This is a genomic window from Arthrobacter sp. NPDC056727 (assembly GCF_042790555.1).
Taxonomy (GTDB): Bacteria; Actinomycetota; Actinomycetes; order Actinomycetales; family Micrococcaceae; genus Arthrobacter.
This window is the reverse complement of sequence record NZ_JBHTZA010000007.1, coordinates 60,948-81,435: the sequence shown is the minus strand read 5'-3', so window position 1 is coordinate 81,435 and position 20,488 is coordinate 60,948. Positions and strand designations below refer to the sequence as shown.

Genomic DNA, 20,488 nt, shown 5'->3' with positions numbered 1-20,488 from the left:
AGTTGTCTGTGGTTTGAGTCACCGGCCCAAACCATACTCGAAGGGAAGAAAGGAAGGTGGCGTTGTGGCTATCAACCCCCAGTTTGAACTGAGAAACACCGCACCGGCGGATCTGGCTTCCGTCCAGAGCCCGGGCATTCCCGTGTGGGCGCCGTCGCTGAAGGAGAAGGTCCGCCCGCCGCTCTCCGCTGACACTACTGCCGATGTCGTCATTATCGGGGCCGGATACACCGGGCTGTGGTCCGCCTACTACTTGCTGAAGGCCGACCCTTCCCTGCGGGTAGTCATTGTCGAGCGCGAGTACGTTGGTTACGGCGCATCGGGGCGCAACGGAGGCTGGTGCTCGGCAATCTTCCCGATCAGCCTCGGCCGCGTGGCCAAACTGCACAATTACGACCAGGCGCTCTCCCTGCAGTACGCGATGAACGACACGGTCGACGAAGTCGGAACGATCATCTCGGAAGAGAAAATCGACGCAGACTTCAGCAAAGAGGGCTTCCTCTCCCTCGCACGCTCCCAAGCTCAACTGCAAAAAGCAAAGGCAGCGGTCAGATCCGCCAACGACTTCGGGCTGAAGGGTCAGTGGGACCTGCGCAGCCGGGAGGAGGCACAGGCTGCCGTCGGAGCCCACGGAATTCTTGGAGCCGCCTACACCCAGCACTGCGCACTCGTCCACCCTGGAAAGCTGGTACGCGGACTGGCCGCAACGGTGGAAAAGATGGGCGCAACCATCTATGAAAACACCAACGTCGTGGACTTTGAACCCGGCCAGATCCAAACCAGCGGCGGCAGGGTCACAGCAAAATACATCATTCGCGCGACCGAGGGTTACACCTCACAACTGCCGAATCATAAACGGACGCTGGCTCCGCTCTACTCCCTGGTCCTGGCAACCGAACCCCTCCCCGAAGCGACCCGGCGCGAACTGCGGCTTGATCACCGATTCGGTTTCAACGACCTGCGGAATCTGCGCGTGTACGCGCAGATGACAACCGACGGCCGCCTCGTTTTCGGAGGCAGGGGAGCCCCTTACCACTTCGGATCATCGGTCTCAGAGTCCTACGACGTGAACGACGGAATCCACGCCAAGATCCGCCGCACCATGCTGGACTTCTTCCCCTCCCTCGAAGACACGGCCATCACCCACCGATGGGGCGGCCCGCTCGGCGTGCCCCGGGACTGGCACCCCTCCGTAGGACTGGACAAGGAAACGGGACTGGCCTGGGCCGGACCGTATGTAGGGGACGGGGTCGCAACCAGCAACCTGGCCGGCCGGGTACTCCGCGACCTGATCCTTGACAAGAAGTCTTCCCTGACCAGCCTGCCCATCGTGGACCACCGCTCACCCCAATGGGAACGCGAACCCCTCCGCTGGCTGCTGGTGAACATGGGCCTCTACGCCGCCTCGGCTGCAGACGTAGAAGAACGCCTGAGCGGCAAACCCTCAAATATCTCGAAAATTCTCGAAAAGCTCACAGGCGCACACTAAGGAGATCCCAATGGCACAAATGACCGTACTTAAAAAGAACGATGTCGAAGGCACCCTGCCGGAAGCCGGACTGCGGCCCGGCGCCGACAGCGGCAACCCCACCCTCAGCGTCAAGACCCTGGCACCCGAAACCGGCAGCAACATCGGCGTGTGGGAGTGCCAGCCAGGGGGATGGCCAGTCATCGACAGGAAAGACACCGAGGTCTGCTACATCCTGGCAGGCACCGCCAAGATCACCGATGACGCCACGGGCGAAGTCAACACCATCAGCGCCGGAGACTTTGTTGTCCTGCCCGTGGGCTGGTCCGGCCGGTGGGACGTCACAGAAACCGTCCGCAAGGTCTACGCCATCTACTGAGCCCAAGACGGCACACTCACATCTAAGCACCACAAGCCTGACGACTAGAAAGTCCGCATATGTCGACTACGACCACTTTGACCACCATCAACCATTTCATCAACGGCGCCGAGACCGCCGGCGAGGGCGACCGCACCACCCCGGTCTACAACCCGGCCACCGGGCAGGTCAGCGCCGAGCTGCGCCTGGCCAACCGCGCCGACCTGGTCACCACCGTCGCCGCCGCCCGCAAGGCCGCGGATTCCTGGGGTGATATCTCCCTGGCCAAGCGCACCGCCGTTTTGTTCAAGTTCCGTGAGCTCGTTGCCGAGCACGTGGACCAGCTGGCTGAGCTGATCACGGCCGAGCACGGCAAGGTCCTCTCGGACGCGAAGGGCGAGATCGGCCGCGGCCTGGAAGTCATCGAGTTCGCCTGCGGCATCCCGTCCCTGCTCAAGGGCGACTACTCCGACCAGGTCTCCACCGGCATCGACGTCTTCTCCTTCCGCGAACCCCTCGGCGTCGTCGCCGGCATCACCCCGTTCAACTTCCCCGTCATGGTCCCGCTGTGGATGGCGCCGATGGCGATCGCCACCGGCAACGCCTTCATCCTCAAGCCCTCCGAACGCGACCCCTCCGCCTCCCTGCTGCTCGCCAGGCTCTGGAAGGACGCCGGCCTGCCGGACGGCGTGTTCCAGGTCCTGCACGGCGACAAGGAAACCGTCGACGGGCTCCTGACCCACCCGGACGTGGACGGGATCTCCTTCGTCGGCTCCACCCCGATCGCCAAGTACGTCCACGAGACCGCCACCGCGCACGGCAAGCGCGTCCAGGCCCTGGGAGGGGCGAAGAACCACGCCATCATCCTGCCCGACGCCGACCTCGACAACGCCGCCGACCACCTCGCCGCCGCCGCGTTCGGCTCCGCCGGAGAACGCTGCATGGCGATCTCCGTCGCCGTCGCGGTCGGTGACGCCGCCGACCTGCTGGTGAAGAAGGTCGAAGAACGCGCCGTCGCGGTCAAGGTCAACAACGGCACCGTGCCCGGGGCCGAGATGGGCCCGGTCATCACCCCCGCCTCCAGGGAACGCATCGTCAAGATCGTCACCGAAGCCGAAGCCGCCGGTGCGGCGATGGTGGTGGACGGCCGTGACCTCGTCATCCCCGGGCACGAGGAGGGCTTCTGGGTCGGACCCACCGTGCTCGACCACGTCAAGACCGGAATGAGCGCCTACACCGAGGAGATCTTCGGACCCGTCCTCGTCGTCGTCCGCGTCGACACCCTCGAAGACGGCATCACACTGATCAACTCCAACCCCTACGGCAACGGCACCGCGATCTTCACCTCCTCCGGCGCCGCAGCCCGGAAGTTCCAGCGCTCCGTCACCGTCGGCATGATCGGCATCAACGTCCCCCTCCCCGTCCCGGTCGCGTACCACTCCTTCGGCGGCTGGAAAGAATCCCTCTTCGGCGACAAACACATCTACGGCCCCGAAGGCGTCTCCTTCTACACCCGCGGCAAGGTCGTCACCTCCCGCTGGCCCGAACCCACCCACGCCTCCGGCGCCTCCTACAACTTCCCCTCCAACTAACACTCATCCAGGGCAATAGCCCTTGAGGTGGCCCCGGAAGTCCTTTCCGGGGCCACTTTTTTTGAGCCTCGGCCCAGACCTCGTGCCAGACACCACAGAGAGTTTGTCCTCATGATTAGGTTCTTCAAATACGTGATGTTGGGCTTAGCCGTCACCGGAGCCGTCCTGTGCATCACTGCAACGTCCACACTGCCGCTGGCCCTTGGTCTGACCTTGCTCATGATCGGCGCGGGAGGCACGACCGCAGCATGGGTGACGTTCCGGGATGACGTGCCCACATGAGCACCCCCAAAGCCGGCATTGGTGACCTACCCATTCCTATCCCGGTTGCCAGTAAGGGCGCAATCGCTGCCGGCGGGCTTGGCAAAGACTTTCCCCCCGCAAAACAAGTTTTCGCACCCCGAAGAAGGAGAGAACATGCCCTTGGTCCGAATCGACGTTCACGAAGGACGATCCAAGGACGAGCTGGAGTGCCTCAGCAAAGCAATTCACGCCGCGATATTGAGTGAATACAGAATTCCTGAGCGCGACTACTTCCACATCCTCACCCAGCACCCGTCAGGGCACATCATCGCCCAGGACGCAGGCCTGGGCTTTGAACGAACCGCCAACGTCGTCATGATTCAAATATTCACCCAAGGCGGTCGCGGCCAAAAGGCCAAACAATCGCTCTTCACCGCCATCGCCGCCCGGCTGGGTGAATGTGGAGTAAAAGGTGAGGACGTATTCATCGGCTACTTTGAGAACGCGGCCGATGACTGGTCATTTGGATTTGGCCGCGCCCAATACTTGACCGGAGAACTGGCGGTTCCTCAGAAATAGTACGGTGAGCCGAGCCCACCGTAGAGCAAATGTTCGGTCGGTTGCTTGAACTGTAAGCCGTTATCCGGGACCGGGGACACCAGCCAAGACATCATTTCCACATTCGACGCTTGTGCTGGCGGTGCGGTCACCGCCAGCACAACTGACAGCTACCACACTCGGCTTCGCTGCTCTACCTACCGGCGGCAAGGCCAGAAGGCAACATGAATAGACCTGGCGTCGTACTTGCTGGGTAGAGAGTTCACGGGCAGCCGGCATGACGGCAGATCATCAGGCCGTCGTTGCGCTCTTCGACGTCCCTGAATCCAGGACCATCGGCTCTAGATTGAAGGGCCCGTTGTTCCGCACTCTCGACGTCCCCGGAAGATCGTCTCGGCGGGGCAGAACAGTTCCGGGGGCGGGGATGATGCCTATCATCCGTCTCTTGGTGGAGACGAAGGTGTTGCGGGTTTTCCGATGTTGGGTTCCGAGGTGGCCGGGGGCCCGTTCCTTGTCATCCGCCGCGTGCCTACCACTAGTGTCTTCTTTCACGGGCGGTTCCCAGTGTTGCGGAAGTACTTCGCCAGTGCCCGCAGGCTCGCATCGACCCGGACCTGGTTAATCGTCTCGTCCGGTCTGCTGGACTCCATGGTGCGGGCCGGTGGAGGCGTTCTGCGTTGACCGCGACTCACCCTGGCTATGGCCCACGCCGTCGATGATGGTGAGGTCCCGCGCCCGGGCAAGGAGGTGCCAGGCTCGGGTGAGGCGATAGCGCGGCCGCCGATCACGACGGTGTGAGCCGGGGCACCTCTACGCTTTTGTTTGCGGGTTCTTCTGCGGGTGAATTAGGTGACCTGGTAGTGGAAACCGCTACGCGTCTTCCATTGCCCAGGCTTCGTAGAACTCTGCCTTTTCGTATAGGCGCCGGTTCTCTCCGGAGGGGTGCAGCCAGAGGACACTGCCGTCATCGGTTACGGCATCGACGCGCCCGTGGGAGATATGCCGGTCCTGATAGCGGATCTCAACGTCTGCACCGGTGAGCAGTGTCCAATCGGAAATGCGTCTCAGTGTCATGCCTTGTCGTCCTTAGTGAGGATTGTTCGATGGTGTCGATCAGCGCTATCAGTTGCCCGGCGCTGGGGAGTGTGCGCCGTGAATGCCGCCTCGGTGTCGGGCAGGCTGGCGGGTCGCGGACGACGCTGGTCGCAAGACTGTCGTGGTCCGCTTAGTTAGCCTTGACGTGGGCCATTCGTTTGCCGGTTGCGTAATCAGTGATCGCGGAGATGGCCAGTCTTCATTTCGTGTTTCTCTTTTTAAATGCGCAGAGGACGCTTGGGCGTCCGCGGCAGGGGCCGAATGGCTCCTGCCGCGGACGAGGCGTCCTAGGAAGCGGACTTCCAGGTGTCGACGGCAGCCTGGTTGTCCTTGATCCAGGCCTTGACGGCGTCCTGTTCCTTGCCCTGGCCTGCCTGGTTGATGACGATTTCCAGCGACTGCAGTTGCTCTGCGGTCATGTGGAACCTCGCGAGCCGCTTGGTTACGTCCTCGTTCTTGGCGAATTTCTTGCTGGTGATCACTTTGAAGGTGTCATTAGGGGGGTAGACACCTTCGGGATCGTCAAGGAGCCGCAGCTGGTACTTCTGGAAGGCCCAGTGGGGCTGCCAGAGCGTGACGGCGACCGGTTCCTTGTTCTTGATGGAGCGGTCAAGAGCGGCCAGCATCGCGGGGGTGCTTCCTTCGATGAGGTTGTAGCCGGAGAGATCGTACTTGGTGAGGGCGGCCTTGGTTTGGGCCATCAGACCGCTGCCGGACTCGATTCCAATGATTTTTCCGCCGAACTCCGAGGATTTGCTCTTCAGGTCGGCGACAGTCTTAGCGTCCGAGTATTCGGGCACGACGACGCCTTGGCGCAGGGTGTCGTACCACTGTCCTGTGACGTTGAAGTCCTTGCTGAAGCGGTCCCAGTAGTCCTTGTGGGTCAGCGGGACAGCTCCGAAGAAGAAGTCGAGCTGTCCGGTGGCGACGCCTGAGTACAGGGGTGCTACGTCGAGCTGCTCCAGTTTGACGGTGTAGCCCTCTTCCTCGAGGATGTCCTTCCACAAGTAGCTCGAGGCGAGGACTTCGTCGTAGGGATTGACGCCGATGGTCACGGTTTTGTCGGTCGTGGTTGCGCTTCCTGCGGCCTGGGTGCTGTTGCTGCACCCGGCGGTTGTTACTGCAAGTGCTGCTGCAACCAACGCGGCCTGCAGGACTTTGAGGGGCCTGATTGACGGAGACATGTGGAAATTAGTCCTTTTCATTAGTGGTTGTACGACGCTGCTCTTAGCTCGCGGTTGCGGTGCTAAGCGCTCCTGTCTTGTCTGCCTGCTCAAGCTTCTTTGCGTGTGCAGAGTTCTTTTTTGCGCTGGGTTTGCGTGCGCGGCGCGTCCGGGGGAAGGCTGCGGTCAGGCGGTCGAGGAAGATCGCCAGGAAGACGACGGCGAGGCCTCCTTCGAAGCCGACTCCGATGTCCAGTCGGCTGATGCCGGTGACGACGACGGCGCCAAGGCCGCCCGCCCCGACCATGCCTGCGATGACCACCATGGACAGCGACATCATGATGACCTGGTTCAGGCCGGCCATGATGGAAGGGATGGCCAGTGGCAGCTGGACTTGGCGCAGCATCTGGCGGGGGCTGGCACCGAAGGCTATCGCGGCTTCTACCATCTCTCCGTCGACCTGGCGCAGGCCAAGTTCGGTCAGCCTGACCGCGGGCGGGATAGCGAAGATGAAGGTCGCGACAACGGCTGGGACGACACCGATTCCGAAGAAGAAAACTGCCGGGATGAGGTAGACGAACACGGGAAGGGTCTGCATGAAGTCGAGGACCGGACGAAGGAGCTGGCTTCCGACCTTGCTCCGGGCGGCCCAAATGCCGGTAGGAACGCCGACGATAATGGCCAGGAAGCTTGCGACCAGGACGATGGCGAGTGAATCCATGGTTTGGGGCCACAATTGCATGCCTTGGACGAGCAGCATTCCCAGCACTGTGAAGGCTGCAAGACCAATTCCCCGGGCCCAAAAAGCCAACGCTCCGCTGATGGCAACGATGACCAGGGGATGTGGGGCGGTCACCACAACAAGGAGTGCGTTGATGAGGGCTTCCATGAGGGAGGCAATGGCTGCGAACAGCCATTCCATGTTGTCCTGCATCCAGGCCACTACTGCGGCGACGTACTTTCCAATGGTAATTTCAGGCATTTTCGAACCGCCGCTCGGTATCGGAGAGAGCGGCGAGTAGCGCCGCAACGGAGAGCACGCCGACCAATCGACCTGACGGGTCGGTGATCCCCAGCGGGACGCAATTGCGTCCCACCAGGGGGAACAATTCGCTCAACAGGGTGAGGGAGTCGACCGTTGAGTATTCGGCCGTAGGGATTTGTGCCAGGGATTGGGCGCCTTCCTGTACGCCCCGGCTCAGCGCCTCGGCACTGACCGCCCCGATCACGCACCCTCTCTGGTCCAGGACATAGATTCCATGTGCTTCAGCGTTCGCCAGTCGAGCGAGGACATCCCCGGCTGACTCGTCCCTGGCCGCGGTCAGGAGCGGCTCGCGCATGACCTCCTGCGCAGTCACGACACGGGAGCGGTCGACATCCGAGACGAATTTCGCCACGTACGGGTCGGCCGGGCGGGCGAGGATCTCGCCGGCCGTTCCGAGCTGTATTACCTTGCCATCGCGCATCACCATGATGCGATCGCCCAGCCGCATGGCCTCATTGAGATCGTGCGTGACGAAGACGATGGTTTTTTGCAGCTTGTCCTGCAGTTTCAGCAACAGATCCTGCATGTCACGCCTGATCAGGGGATCGAGTGCACTGAAGGGTTCGTCCATGAGGAGGATCTCGGCGTCAGTTGCCAGCCCGCGGGCCAGGCCCACGCGCTGCCGCATGCCTCCGGAGAGGGCACCGGGAAGTTCATGTGCCCACTCTTCGAGGCCGACTGTTTTCAGTGCCTCCATCGCACGGGCTTCACGCTCTGCGCGTTCCATACCGCGGACCTGAAGCCCGTAGGCGGCGTTTTCCAGAACGGTCCGGTGCGGAAAGATCGCAAAGTGCTGGAACACCATGTTGATGGTTTCGTTCCGAGTGGTTCGCAAGTCCTTCTGTTTCAGCCCGTTGATGGAGAGGCCGGCGATGACGGTTTCGCCCGATGTGGGTTCCACGAGGCGGTTCAGCATCCGCAGAAGGGTGGATTTGCCGGACCCGGAAAGCCCCATGATGACGAAAAGTTCGCCTTTTTTGATGGAGAAGGAAACTGAGTCGACTGCTGGTTTCCGCACCGGATCCAACTGCTGGCGCCAGGTCCGCTGCAGTTTTGGCAGCTCGTAGATCTTGGTGAGATTTCTTACTTCTATTGCGCTTGGTGCGCTCATGTCCCGTACTCCTGTTGTGCTTGGAATCTCTAGACGGCTTCGCACAGGCGCAGGGCGTCATAGATGGTGGCATGGATGTTCCGGCTTGTTACTGCGTCACTAATCCGGAAGGGCCGGGACGTGCCTTCGGGATTGCAGGGATTGGCCTCTTTCTCGACCTTGGCTAGAGCGGTTCCGAAGTCTCGTCCCGATCGAGATGGCCTCGATGAGGGATCAAGAGCCAGCAGACTCCGGCGTGTGCTGATTCTCATACAAGCAACTATGAGACAAGTCACACGAAGCGTCAATGAGTTTGATCAAGTTTTTTGATCAAGATTTGTGATCGCTCTTTCTGATCAAAAACTTCCGGCGTAAGCTTGTGGGATGAAGCTGGCGAAAATTGAACCGGGGGGCCTTGCGGGTGAGCAGGTCTTTGACGCGATCTACGCCGGCATCATGAACGGGGACTTCGAGGCCGGCCAGAAGCTGCGGATCGAGGAACTTTCCGCGCAGCTGGGCACAAGCCACATGCCGGTGCGTGAAGCCCTCCGGAGGCTCGAGGAGACCGGCCTGGTGGACAACCCTCCGCGCCGGACTGCAGTAGTCAAGGAATTCCATCATGAGGAACTTCTCCATGTTTATTCGGCCCGAAGAATCGTTGAGGTGGCGGCATCCAAGGACGGTGCCGAGCTGCTCACGCGTGAAGGTCTCAAGAAGATGCGTGCCGAATACAAAGCGATCCGCACGGCTGTGCGTGAAGGCCGCATCACCGACTACCTTGACCACGATGAACGGCTGCTCGGCATCCTCTACGGCTCAGCCGGCAACCCTGTGCTGCTGGAAATGATCCGGGGCCTGTGGACACGCTGCCGTTCCTACAAGATCCTGGGCGCACGTCAGGCCTTGGCTGGCGACGACACCTCCATACTTTGGAAGCCGCACGAGGAGCTGCTTGCAGCGGCCGCTGTCCACGACGGTCACGCTGTCAGTCAGGTGGTCGATGACTTCCTGCTCGACGCGATCGGACGCATCAAGGCAAGCCTGCCCCACAAGGCTGGAGAGTAACCACCCGGGATGTCACAACAGGCCGGCTTCCAGCCTCGGGTCCATGTGTGTTTCTCTTTCGGCCAACGCGGCGGTCTTTGCAGGCGTTGTGTGAAACGCACCGGGGATCGAATCTTCAGCATCGATAATCATGGAGAATTGTTTTGCAGCTCTTAACCATCTTTTCCCACCCCCATGCCGACACCTACCCGGCCGAGGTCATGCATGCCTTCCATGAGCCCTTCGAACAGGCAGGGTACTCAATCGACATTGCCGATCTTCACGATGAAGGGTTCGATCCGCGCTTCACCAAAGACGATCATTCCCACTATCGAAGCGGCGGCCCCATCCCTCCGGACGTCGTGGCCATGCAGCGCCGAGTAGAGGCCGCTGACAGGCTCGCCTTCATCTTCCCCGTCTACTGGTGGGGTATGCCGGCCATGATGAAGGGCTGGATTGAACGGGTTTTCACCGGCGGATGGGCGTACCCTGGCACCGACAACCCTGATGGCGGACCCCGGCGGCTGAGGAATATTCCAACGGCCCTCATAGGCATCGGCGCCTCCGGCCAGAAAACCTATGACAAGTACGGCTACGACCAGGCCATGCGGACACAACTCGAGGTCGGGATCTTCGCCTACTGCGGCATCACCGACATCGAACGGCACATGGTGTACGAGGTTGAAGGCGAGCACAACGCCCCGGCGCGACAAGAGGGTCTGTCGTACGCACGCAGCATCGGAGCGGCGTTCTCCGCCGCTGACCGCCAGCCCGCAACGTCAAAGAAGGGCTGATGACTAAGGCTGCGGTTACCCCCTGACCCAGGCCGTGGATCTGGTCTCAACGCAACGAGGCTGCGCCCGGACTGGTTCGTGCAGCCACCGGCGGACCGTCCAAGCCTCAGTGCTCTCCGTTCCGTTGCGGTTAGTGAACCACCGGCAGTGCCGGGAGCAGAACTGGACCTCGCATTAATCACCAGTGGAGCAGCCTGGGAACTTGGAGCCGCCCAGCTGCTTACACCCCAGGCTCACCCATGAGATCAGCAAGCGCGCCGGGACCAACTTGAGGCCGAGGGAAAACCTTAACGTCCGGCAGATTCGGATCATTGGCTTGGCCCGCATTCCTTGGCAATGACGGGAACCTAAGCCAAAGGCCAAGGGGAGCACTGGTGAAGCTTATGAGGGCGGGCGAAGGAGAACCTGTACGCCCTCGGCGCACCTCTGACAGACCGGTGGTATTCATCCACCGACCGCTTTGGCGAACCCAACCTAGGCGAACACACCGTCGACTCGATGAGCTCTGTCGTCATCGGCTTCGATCAGACTGTTGAGGCCCTTGGTGACTTCATAGTGGAATCCGGTACGCTCCTCCGATGCCCAGGCTTCGTAATACTCGGCCTTTTCATAGAGGCGGCGGCTCCCGCCAGGAGGCTGCAGCCAGAGGATTTTGCCGTCATCGGTAACCGCATCGACAAGCCCTTCGCAAATCCGGGCTCCTTGTTGCCGAATTTCGACGCTGGCACCGGCAAGAAGCGTCCAGTCGGTGATAGGTCTTAAGTCCATGAACAGGTTCTCCTTTAATGAGCTGCGCTACTTTGGGATAGCGGATGTTTGATTGGGTTTGAGGCGCCGGGCTATGACGTGATCATGTCTAGTCTCAGTCCCACGGCATCAGCGCAGCCGACGTCGCCAGATGTGGCCGCAAGCGTCGGCAGGCAACGGTGCGATCCCAGACCTCAGCGCTGCGGACGGGGGAGACGCCAGGATGCAGACCATGGGGGCACCTGCCGGCTCAGCCCGGGGGCCGGACAGCACTGCTGCCGGGTTTAGCAGCGACGACGGCGATGGGATCACCGACGAGGGAAACTGCGCCTGAAAGGCGTGCTCAGGTATGGGCAGACCGTTCCCTTGCCGAACCTTTAATCCCGGCAGGAATGACTTTTGATACGCCCCCGACGGCGCGTTGGAGCTTGATCGGTTGAAGCAACCGGGGAATCCTGTTTGGGGGAACAGACTTTCGGCGGAAGACAGATCACCCTTGAATCCGCTTCCGCCGAAGCTGTCGCCCCTGCGGGCTGTTTTTCCGGCGTTCAGTCCAGCGCTCCGGCCTTTAGTGGACACACACGTCCCGAAGACTTGCCGTGACGCTGAACCACGATCGGGACGGCTTCTACTGCGGTTAGTGCACCATGACCGAGGCTGTGGTTTCGGACAGCGACTTGCCCTTCGTCTCCGGCGCCCATATCTGCGAGACGATTGCACCGATAGCGACTACGCCGGCAAGTATCAGAAGAACTGGCCCGATCCCCAGCGTTTCGATGCCTACGGGAAGCATGAAGGTGCCGATTGCTGCACCGAGCCGGCTGAAAGCGGCTGCAAAGCCTGTCCCGACACCGCGCACCCCTGTAGGGAACAGTTCGCCTGGGTACACAGCGGTGAGGACGCCATTGACTGAGTTCAGGAACGAGAACGCAAAGAAGAGTATGAGCACTAGCCATGACGGGGCAGATGACCAGAAACCGAGCAGAAGGAAGATGCCGAGCATGATCCATTGAGGCGGCGCAGTGAAAACTCGACGGCCGGCCTTGTCGATCAGTGACATCGTGACTATTACGCCTATGACCGCCACCATCGACAGTCCCACGCCTCCGGCCAATCCATCGGCAAGCCCGTACTGACTGAGGACAGTACCTGCGAAGGTAGCGATGCCAAAGTAGGGGAGAACGTTACAGAACCAGAAAACGGAGATGAAGGCGGTGGACCGAATGTGTTCCCGTGAAAAGATTTCCGCGAAATGCGCCTTCTTCTCTTCTTGACCACCTCGCTTGAAGTCGGCAATATCCGAAGCGCCGTCCATGTATTTGTAAGCAATGGCGCGCGCTTCATCTTCCCGCCCCTTCGACCACAGCCACCGTGCAGACTCCGGGAGGCCGATCCGACCCAGTAGCAGAGCAACTGCGAGGACTGTGGACGACCCCAGGATGAGGTGCCAGGAGACTCCGATAGCGCTGAGGTAAAAGGCCAACGCGTAAGCGAACATAAATCCGCCATAGAACGCGATCTGATTGATCGACATGAGACGACCGCGTGTGCGTGCCGGTGCGAACTCGGCGAGCATCGGCCAGCTGACGGAGTACTCAGCACCGATGGCAAGCCCCATTGCAAGGCGGACGAACATCAGCAGCTCCGGCGAACCCACAAAGAACTGAAGAACCGACGCCACGACGAACAGCGAGATATCAATGATAAAGAGAGGCTTGCGGCCCCACTTGTCGGAAGCCCATCCGCCTAGCGGTGCACCGACAAGAATGCCCAGCATGGTCATGGCGGCGAGGAGACCGACCTGCAGTGCGGTGAAACTGAGCTCTTCATGCAGGACAGTGGTTACCGGTCCGATGATGCCGAGAATGTAGCCGTCCAGGAAGGTGCCGCCCGCCAGCACCCCGAAGAGACGGATGATGAACCGTCTTTTGAACTTCGTATCCTCGGCTGTTTGCTGTGTATGTGACATTATCTTTCCTTTGAAATCCGCAACCTGTGTTGAACGAGCGGGCGGATATTTGTTTCTTACCGTCTATTTGCTTGCGTGTCGAGGGAGTTACGATGACACGAAGAAGAGACGGCTGTTGGAGAACTCTCCGATCCCGGTCGGGCCCATTTCGCGCCCGAAACCGGAGCGCTTTACACCGCCGAATGGAAGTTCTGCCGCTTCTGCGGCGATGGTGTTGACGTGCGCCATGCCCACTTCGAGGCGGGCAGCGAGACGGGAGGCGCGGGCCTCATCGGTGGAGAACACTGAACCGCCAAGTCCAAGAGCGCAGTCGTTTGCCAGCTGGAGCGCCTCCTCGTCGCTGTGGACCTTGTACACGGTCGCAACCGGACCGAAGATCTCCTCCTGGTATGACTCCGAGTCCAGCGGGACGTTGGTCAGAACCGCGGGTGAGTAGTGAGCCGAAGGGCCCGGCGAGAGCATACCGCCGGCCTCCAGGGTCGCTCCTTCGGAGACGGCCTTTTGCACTTGTGCATGCACGGTCTCCGCGGCTGCACGGGAGGACAACGGTGCGTACTCATCAGCGCCGAGATTCAGCTGGTTACCGGGCTTCAGGCCCTGGGCCTGCTTCGTCAGCTGCGCGACGAACTCGTCGTAGATGTCGGCCATGACGATAATTCGCTTGTTGGAGTTGCAGACCTGTCCGCCGTTGTAGGTGCGGAAGTCCCAAGCCTGCTTGGCAATCACTGGTACATCCTCTGCGTCGAGCACCACCATCGGATCGATGCCGCCCAGTTCCAGCACGCACTTCTTCAGGTGCTTTCCCGCCTGCGCACTGATGTGCGCACCGGCACGTTCCGAACCAGTGAGCGATACACCCTGCACACGGGGATCGGCGATGATCGTGGCGATCTGGTCGTGCGACGAAAACAGGTTCTGGTACCCGCCGGCCGGGACGCCGGCGTCCTCCATGATCTGCTGCATGGTCAGTGCTGAGCGGGCGCAAATGTCTGCATGCTTGAGCAGGATCGTGTTACCCAAAAGCAGGTTCGGCGCCGCGAATCTGACTGCCTGGTAGTAAGGGAAGTTCCACGGCATAACGCCGAGCAGAACTCCGATGGGGAGCTGCTCGATGCGTGCCTTGCCTGGGACCGTGCTGGGGATCTCGTAGTCGGTGATCAGGCTTGGACCATGCACGGCGTAGTACTCGCAGATGGAGGCAGCGAACTCTACTTCCTCGGCCGCCTCAGAAAGTGACTTCCCCACCTCCAGGGAAATGAGCCGTGCAAGTTCCTCTGATCGCTGCCGGAACAGGTCGGCAACGCGTTGGATGGTGGCCGCCCGTTCCTGAATGCTGCGCTCTCTCCACTGGCGGTAGACGGAATCCGCCCGATCGAGTGCAGCCTCAATGTCTGCATCGGTTGCCGATTCAAAGGTCTCTAGAATTTCGCCCGTTGCGGGATTCTGAACACGGTACTTGGACATGATGGTCTCTTTCAAAGAATAAAAAACAGGTTGAGGATCGACGTGAGGTGAGCGAAACGGTCACGCACAATGCGCGGGGATGCCGGGATGTGCTGTGCGACGAGTGGCGGTCTTGAGGATCAGGCAGCGTTCCCGCGGCGTTTTTCGCGGGAACGCTGCCTGCATCTGGCTTAGCGGACGTAATCAGCGCCGGTGATGTCGATGGTTGTTCCTGTGGCGTGTTTTGCGCGGCCGCTGGCAAGAAAAGCGATCACTTCGGCGACATCCTGCGGGGGAGTAACCTCGCCTAGTGGCAGTGTCGCGGCGATCGCATCGGCTTCGCTGCCCGACGACAATTCCGTTGCCACCCAACCGGGTGAGAGGACGTATGCCAACACGCCGTCGGCAGCAAACCCCCGGGCGATGCCTTTGGTCATTGCCGCCAGGCCGCCCTTGGCGGCACCATAGGCCAGGTGTTCCGGATCATCTCCGCGGTGGGCGGAACGGCTGGCGACGCTGATGATGATCCCGCCGCCCCGCCCGCGGAAGTGTTTCACGGCCGAGCGACCCAGATCGGCTGCTGCCCACAGGTTAAGGGACAGGTTGGCGTCCCAGCCCTGTTTCCAGGCCTCATCCGTGTCGAGCATAGGGGAAGGGATCCATGCGCCGGCGTTGTTGACAAGAACGTCCACGGCTTCGACAGCATTGAGAGTCTTCGACCAAAGCTGTGACGGCCCGTCCACCTCGGACAAGTCGGCCTGCACGAGATGGAGGCGATCACCCAGGTCCTGTGCGATCGCCTCCGCCGGACCGGCGGCTGACCGGTAGTGCAGGACGACCGTGGCTCCGTCACGGTGCAGGGTGCGCGCCGTTGCCGCGCCGATGCCCCGGGATGCACCTGTTACGAGAACGGTCAACCCAGCCAGCGGTCCCGCTGCGTCTGTCGTTGTCATTGTTCCAGTTCCTTTTAATGTCATGGCAACACCGGCGCAGACCACCAGTTAGCCCGGTCACCGTTCGGAGACGCGCGTTCCGCTCGCTAAACTGCGACGGCCAGCAGCTCGTCAACGAAGGGCTTCAGCAGGGCCCGCTTCTCTGCGGACAGTGCACTGAACGGGCGGCGCGGCGAACCTGCCGGGTAGCCGGTCATTTCCGCGGCAGCGAAAACCGAAGGCACGTAGTCACCCTTTTCGAGGTGGCTCATCAGCGGCTCCAGGGGACGCCACAGCTGACGTGCGAGGTCCCACTCGCCACGCATGGCAGCATCGACGAAAGCGACGGCTGCCTTCGGGGCGATGTTCGCACCTCCCCAGATCATGCCTGCGGCACCGGAGTACAAGGCGGCCGCTGCGAGCGAGTCGGCACCGTTCAGCACCGGCAGGCCGGTGCGGATCAGGTCGGCTTCGGCGCTCAGGTCACCGCGGCTGTCCTTCACGGAGACGAAGTTCGGGATCTCGATCAACCGGCGGAAGAGATCGGGCGTGATCGCAGGGGCGACCCCGCCCGGAACGTTGTAGCCGATGATGGGCAAGCCCCCGGCGTTCACTGCCTCGTAGTAGGCGAAGAGGTTGTCATCGTCCGCCGGGCCCTCGAAGAATGGCGGCAGCACCATGACACCGTCCACCCCGTTATCGGCAGCGTGCTTGGTGCGGGACACCACATCATCGACGGTGAGCGCGGAGGTCTGGGCGATGGTCTTGGCGCGGCCATTGATGATTTTTGATCCGCGCTCGATGAGCTCGTCGGCTTCCTCACGGGTGAGGTAGACGTGCAGACCCGTGCCGGAGCTGAGCAGGAAGCTCGAGATCCCGGCATCAAGGTACCGCTCGATGTTCTCCTCCAGCTGGCCATAAGCGACCTTGCCGTTCGCGTCAAAGGGGGTTGCAAGGGCCAGGTTCAACCCGGCGAATTGGAAGTCAGACATTCTGTTCTCCTTGATGTGGTCAGGTAGGGGTCTTAGATGGATGAAAGCAGGGAGTTCTTCGGAGCCAGGCCTCGCTGGTTCTCCGTAGCGATCAGGCTCATGGCATCCTGTGCTGCCTGGAAGCCGGTGGCGACAGACGTTTCCGTGTACATCGTGCCGAGGTAGTCGCCAGCGAGCTTGATGCGCTCGGTGCCCCGCAGCAGAGTTGGCTGGAGCTTACCGCGTCCAGGGAAGCAGTACGGGGCACCTTCGGGCAGCCGCCAGGTTTCGGCTTCTACCACCGAGTTTCGGAAGCCCTCGCCCAGAACTTCGTTCATGTCGTTGAGGTGGATGTCGATGATCTCCTCATCGGTCTTGTTGATGAGGGCTGCGCCCTTTGCGCCGGGGGAGAACACCATGAACGTGGAGCCCGGCTGACGTTCCTTCTCAGATCCGCGGACGATGCTTGACTGGTTCGTCAGGATTGAGAACGAGCGCTTCGGGGCTGCGATGCAGTACACGTCGTCCCACTTCTTCGGGGTGGTCTCATTGGTCATCACGGAGGTGACCACATGGTTCCCGTACTTGATCTGGCCCAGGGCATCGCGCAGGTCCTGGGGGAGGTTCTTCGTAACACGGTTCGTTACCGTCGCGGTGGTCGCCATCACGACCGTGCGAGCCTCCACCTCGTGGTCCTCGCCGTTTTGCCGGTACCGGACGACGACGGAATCCTTCTTCGGCACAACCTCGACGACTTCGGCACCCAGCTGGACGCGATCGCCCAAACGGGCCGCGATGGTCTCAGTCAAGGTCGATGGTCCACCCATGACGCCGCGGTTCAAGCCGGCGCCGATGCCCAGTACCAGCGAGAAGTAGCCGATGCCGGTACCTGCGGAAATGTCATCAACCGAACCGGTGCACCGGGTTACGGTGACGTCGAAGATCTCTTCAGCGTCCCGCGGCATCTTCCGGCCGATCCACTCGCGGAACGAGATCTCGTTCTGGAAGTCGTAGACGCGCTGCTGCCGCTTGATTGCGGATTCGCCTGGACGGACTTTCACCACATCCATGTACTCCATAATGAGCGAACGCAGGATGCGCGCCCCCACGGTGAATGCCGCGACCCGCGAGTCCAGGGAGATGGGCAGACGCAACGGATAGGTCGCCAGTGTCCCCTTGTACAACGTCTTGCCGTTCATGTTGAATCCGGTCAGCGAGCCCGGGATTTCAACAGCCTCGATGCCAGTCTCGTTGAACAGGGTGTCGGTCGCCGAGCCGGGACCTGCGTACATGTGGCCACCCCAGTTGAGCCAGTACGAACCTCGTCGCTCCGAGCGGACTCGCCCCCCAATGCGGGGCTCGCTTTCAAGCAGCAGGGTGTCGAAAAAGCGCGAACGCCACGCAGCAGAAAGCCCCGCGAGACCTCCACCGACAATGACTACATCTTTCATTATTGCCTTCTCATCTTTTCTAAAACGGACTGGGTGCGTCTCGCTACGAGCAACATCGAAGCACTCACCCATTGATGTCGTGGCCACGAGCATCCATGCTCTAGGCCGGTTCGTTGCGAGGTGCTCACGAAGCGGGTGTGGAATATGAGGTTTCGGTCCCGATTCGTGCTGACGACATACAACACACTATGAAGCGCATCACAGCCGCATGTCAAGAAATTTGATCAAATTTTTTGATCAAAGTCTTCCTGTTAGGGTTGTGGCTGCCGAAAAGCCGAATGTTTCCGAGCAACGGTCCGGAGGCGCCAGCCAACTTGACCAGGGACCCGGTCAGCTGTGGGTGATCCGGAGGAAGCAAGCTGCCGCCAATTGCGCGAACGCATCGGTTTGGTGGCCGGTGAACATTCCCCCTACGAGATGGGCGAGTATCCAGCGTTGCCGTGTGCGAATCGTGATTGTTGGGGGGAGCAGGCAAGGCCCGGCGCGCCATTCACGAGCACAGGTTGACGCAGTGGTCAGCGTCGAGGTGCCCTACGCACCGGTTGGCGAGCTTCGCACCGAGGATTCCAGTCAGGCTTCAGTAAGAAAGTCTTGGCGCAGACCAACCTCGTTCGGACTGGACTAGCCCATGTCGCCGAGCGTGGATCGTTTACGTTGATCGGCCGGATTCCCGAGAGCCCGTGGTTGCGTCCGCCGCCGCAGCGCTGCCGGGGCCATCGAGGCTTTCGTCCGCGCCGAAGCGCTGGAAATCACGCCACAACGGATCAATGTGGTCAGCCCCTCGGTCTTCACCGAAAGCCTGGAAGACTATAGGGACTTCTTTCCCAGCTTTGCGCCCGTTTCCGTTGGCGGAGGTCGCCAGGGGATTCCACAAGGGAGCGCATGCTTTGCACAACACCCCGGTGGGAAACGAATGCCTCAGGCGACCCGCCGGCAAGCAATCCGCTTCAACCGACCGGCGCTTTTCCTCGGGTTTGCTCAACATCCGTATTCGCCGTCCTTGAGGAGTGGAGGAAAACCAGCCCTACACCTAAGGCAACTACTGCGAAGCCGATTACAGTAATCCCATTAAGGGTGTCCCCGAACATCAGCCATGCCCATACGGCAGCGGTCGGCGGCGTTAGGTAAATGAGTGCGCCCACTCTGGTCGCACTCGTTCGGCGCAGCACGACCCAGTACAAGGTGTAGCCACCGGTTATGGAGAACACCACGTACCACGCCACCGTCATCCAGAAGAGACTCTCCGACAAGTGCGGCCCCACAAATTGTCCTGTGAAAACTGCAACTGCACCGAACACGATTGCGCCGACAAGAACTTGGATGCTGAGCCGCTCTGCTATCGGACGTTGACTCGGCCTGCGTGCCTCGATCAGGGTGGCAGCGACAAGGGCGAGCATGCCGAAGAATGGCAGGAGATAGGCCCACCATGGCGCCATTCCTGCCCCGAGATCGCCGCTCACAGCGAGAGCAACACCGACCAAACCGACGCCCAGTCCAAGCCACTCCTGTTTCTTCACACTTTCCTTGAGAACCAGAGAGGCGAAGGCACCTGTAATCATTGGCTGGAGTGCAGCAATGACCGCTGCCGTGCCGACACCTACGCCGTATTCGATGGCGGCCACGGCGCCCCATGTGGAAATCACTTGGGTTAGTAGGCCAACGAGCACCTGCTGCTTCCAGCCGGCCGGCATCCGTCGCGAGGTGTTCGGCTTGGGCTTAGTGGTGACCGACAAGATGATCACCGCGACGGGGCACAACACCACCAGCCGCCAGGACAACAGGTTCAGCGTGGTGGATGTCTGGGTTCCGAGACGGGAACCGATGAACCCCGAGCTCCACGCAATTATGAAGGCAGCCGATAACCCGGCAACTACCCACGAGGTGGTGGTGGGGGAGCGTTGCTCAGTAGATGGCGGCGTGGTCATACTGTTCCGCCGGGTCCAGGCTCTGCAGGATGTCGCTCACGGCGGAGTCAACGAATGCAGCGCGGTCGGACACGTCGCCTTCGGACCCGTGCAGGATTCTTGATGACGTCACAGGGGCAGAGCAGTACTCGAAGGTCCCTTCGTTGATTGATGTGTGCATGGCATTGAGAAACCCGCGGCGTTCGTAGCGGTCGAGGCTGCTCGCGCCGAGTCCGACGAGGTGCATGCGCTTGCCGGCCAGGGCCTTTCCTTGGGGGCCGTCGTCGTTTCCCGCGCCCCACGCCCAACCGTTGCTGAAGACCCGCTCGATCCATCCTTTGAGGAGGGAAGGGATACCCCACCAGTAGATCGGGTAGACGAACACAATGGCGTCTGCCCGGTTGACGCGTTCCTGTTCCCGCTGCACGTCGGCGGGCAACGGCGCTTCGAGGCGGTATGCCCGGAGGTCCTCCATGGTGAAGGCGGGCGCGAAGCCTTCGGAGCTCAGGTCGGCCACTTCGACCGTGTGCGATGACGAGAGCCTATGGGCGATTTCCTGCGCGACAGAAGTTGTCAGCGAACCCGGATCCGGGTGAGTGAGGACGATGAGCACGTGCATTC

At 61.1% G+C, this 20,488-nt stretch carries 19 protein-coding genes; 7 read left to right on the top strand and 12 right to left on the bottom strand.

The window, feature by feature from the left end:
* Nucleotides 1-64 precede the first annotated feature (64 nt).
* The 5 genes from ACFRAH_RS09020 to ACFRAH_RS09000 all read left to right on the top strand — a co-directional run bounded on the left by ACFRAH_RS09020 (nt 65) and on the right by ACFRAH_RS09000 (nt 4,240).
* Nucleotides 65-1,489 (top strand): NAD(P)/FAD-dependent oxidoreductase, encoded by a 1,425-nt coding sequence (locus ACFRAH_RS09020; RefSeq protein WP_377990557.1) that lies wholly within the window; start codon nt 65-67, stop codon nt 1,487-1,489.
* A 10-nt stretch (nt 1,490-1,499) separates the two neighbouring features.
* Nucleotides 1,500-1,847, top strand: a complete 348-nt coding sequence (locus ACFRAH_RS09015; protein WP_377990556.1) for a cupin domain-containing protein — start codon at nt 1,500-1,502, stop codon at nt 1,845-1,847.
* Nucleotides 1,848-1,906: 59 nt separating this feature from the next.
* Entirely contained in the window at nt 1,907-3,418 is a 1,512-nt protein-coding gene (locus tag ACFRAH_RS09010; RefSeq protein WP_377990555.1) for a CoA-acylating methylmalonate-semialdehyde dehydrogenase, read from the top strand.
* 135 nt (nt 3,419-3,553) lie between these two features.
* The gene (locus ACFRAH_RS09005; protein WP_377990554.1) at nt 3,554-3,700 is read left to right on the top strand and encodes a hypothetical protein; all 147 of its coding nucleotides are present in this window, start codon (nt 3,554-3,556) and stop codon (nt 3,698-3,700) included.
* 135 nt (nt 3,701-3,835) lie between these two features.
* Entirely contained in the window at nt 3,836-4,240 is a 405-nt protein-coding gene (locus ACFRAH_RS09000) for a tautomerase family protein (protein WP_377990690.1), read from the top strand.
* A gap of 849 nt (nt 4,241-5,089) precedes the next feature.
* On the opposite strand, the gene ACFRAH_RS08995 is transcribed toward ACFRAH_RS09000, so the two are convergent.
* From ACFRAH_RS08995 to ACFRAH_RS08980, 4 genes are all read right to left on the bottom strand, one after another.
* Nucleotides 5,090-5,293, bottom strand: a complete 204-nt coding sequence (locus ACFRAH_RS08995; protein ID WP_377990553.1) for a hypothetical protein — start codon at nt 5,291-5,293, stop codon at nt 5,090-5,092.
* 308 nt (nt 5,294-5,601) lie between these two features.
* A complete protein-coding gene (locus tag ACFRAH_RS08990; RefSeq protein ID WP_377990552.1) occupies nt 5,602-6,498 on the bottom strand; it encodes a glycine betaine ABC transporter substrate-binding protein in 897 nt (298 codons plus the stop codon).
* 43 nt (nt 6,499-6,541) lie between these two features.
* Complete coding sequence (locus ACFRAH_RS08985; RefSeq protein WP_377990551.1) at nt 6,542-7,459, bottom strand: ABC transporter permease; 918 nt, start codon at nt 7,457-7,459, stop codon at nt 6,542-6,544.
* The gene (locus ACFRAH_RS08980; protein ID WP_377990550.1) at nt 7,452-8,633 is read right to left on the bottom strand and encodes a glycine betaine/L-proline ABC transporter ATP-binding protein; all 1,182 of its coding nucleotides are present in this window, start codon (nt 8,631-8,633) and stop codon (nt 7,452-7,454) included. The genes ACFRAH_RS08985 and ACFRAH_RS08980 overlap by 8 nt, the downstream gene beginning before the upstream one ends.
* A gap of 363 nt (nt 8,634-8,996) precedes the next feature.
* Between ACFRAH_RS08980 and ACFRAH_RS08975 the strand changes: the two genes are divergently transcribed.
* Both ACFRAH_RS08975 and ACFRAH_RS08970 read left to right on the top strand, forming a co-directional pair.
* Nucleotides 8,997-9,677, top strand: a complete 681-nt coding sequence (locus ACFRAH_RS08975) for a GntR family transcriptional regulator (RefSeq protein ID WP_377990549.1) — start codon at nt 8,997-8,999, stop codon at nt 9,675-9,677.
* 143 nt (nt 9,678-9,820) lie between these two features.
* Nucleotides 9,821-10,450, top strand: a complete 630-nt coding sequence (locus ACFRAH_RS08970) for an NAD(P)H-dependent oxidoreductase (protein ID WP_377990548.1) — start codon at nt 9,821-9,823, stop codon at nt 10,448-10,450.
* Between the two features lie 474 nt (nt 10,451-10,924).
* On the opposite strand, the gene ACFRAH_RS08965 is transcribed toward ACFRAH_RS08970, so the two are convergent.
* The 8 genes from ACFRAH_RS08965 to ACFRAH_RS08930 form a co-directional block, all read right to left on the bottom strand.
* Nucleotides 10,925-11,218 (bottom strand): hypothetical protein, encoded by a 294-nt coding sequence (locus ACFRAH_RS08965; RefSeq protein ID WP_377990547.1) that lies wholly within the window; start codon nt 11,216-11,218, stop codon nt 10,925-10,927.
* A gap of 616 nt (nt 11,219-11,834) precedes the next feature.
* On the bottom strand, nt 11,835-13,166 hold the full coding sequence (locus ACFRAH_RS08960; RefSeq protein WP_377990546.1) for an MFS transporter: 1,332 nt from the start codon (nt 13,164-13,166) through the stop codon (nt 11,835-11,837).
* Between the two features lie 87 nt (nt 13,167-13,253).
* Nucleotides 13,254-14,630, bottom strand: coding sequence for an NAD-dependent succinate-semialdehyde dehydrogenase (locus tag ACFRAH_RS08955; protein ID WP_377990545.1), 1,377 nt, complete (start codon nt 14,628-14,630; stop codon nt 13,254-13,256).
* A 170-nt stretch (nt 14,631-14,800) separates the two neighbouring features.
* Complete coding sequence (locus ACFRAH_RS08950) at nt 14,801-15,562, bottom strand: SDR family NAD(P)-dependent oxidoreductase (RefSeq protein WP_377990544.1); 762 nt, start codon at nt 15,560-15,562, stop codon at nt 14,801-14,803.
* Nucleotides 15,563-15,648: 86 nt separating this feature from the next.
* Nucleotides 15,649-16,533 (bottom strand): dihydrodipicolinate synthase family protein, encoded by an 885-nt coding sequence (locus ACFRAH_RS08945; protein ID WP_377990543.1) that lies wholly within the window; start codon nt 16,531-16,533, stop codon nt 15,649-15,651.
* 32 nt (nt 16,534-16,565) lie between these two features.
* Nucleotides 16,566-17,963 carry a protoporphyrinogen/coproporphyrinogen oxidase gene (locus tag ACFRAH_RS08940; protein ID WP_377990542.1) on the bottom strand — a complete coding sequence of 466 codons (1,398 nt, stop codon included), beginning with the start codon at nt 17,961-17,963 and terminating at the stop codon, nt 16,566-16,568.
* A gap of 947 nt (nt 17,964-18,910) precedes the next feature.
* Nucleotides 18,911-19,888: a DMT family transporter gene (locus ACFRAH_RS08935; protein WP_377990541.1), complete on the bottom strand. Its 978-nt coding sequence runs from the start codon at nt 19,886-19,888 to the stop codon at nt 18,911-18,913.
* On the bottom strand, nt 19,866-20,486 hold the full coding sequence (locus ACFRAH_RS08930) for an NAD(P)H-dependent oxidoreductase (protein WP_377990540.1): 621 nt from the start codon (nt 20,484-20,486) through the stop codon (nt 19,866-19,868). The genes ACFRAH_RS08935 and ACFRAH_RS08930 overlap by 23 nt, the downstream gene beginning before the upstream one ends.
* Nucleotides 20,487-20,488 lie beyond the last annotated feature (2 nt).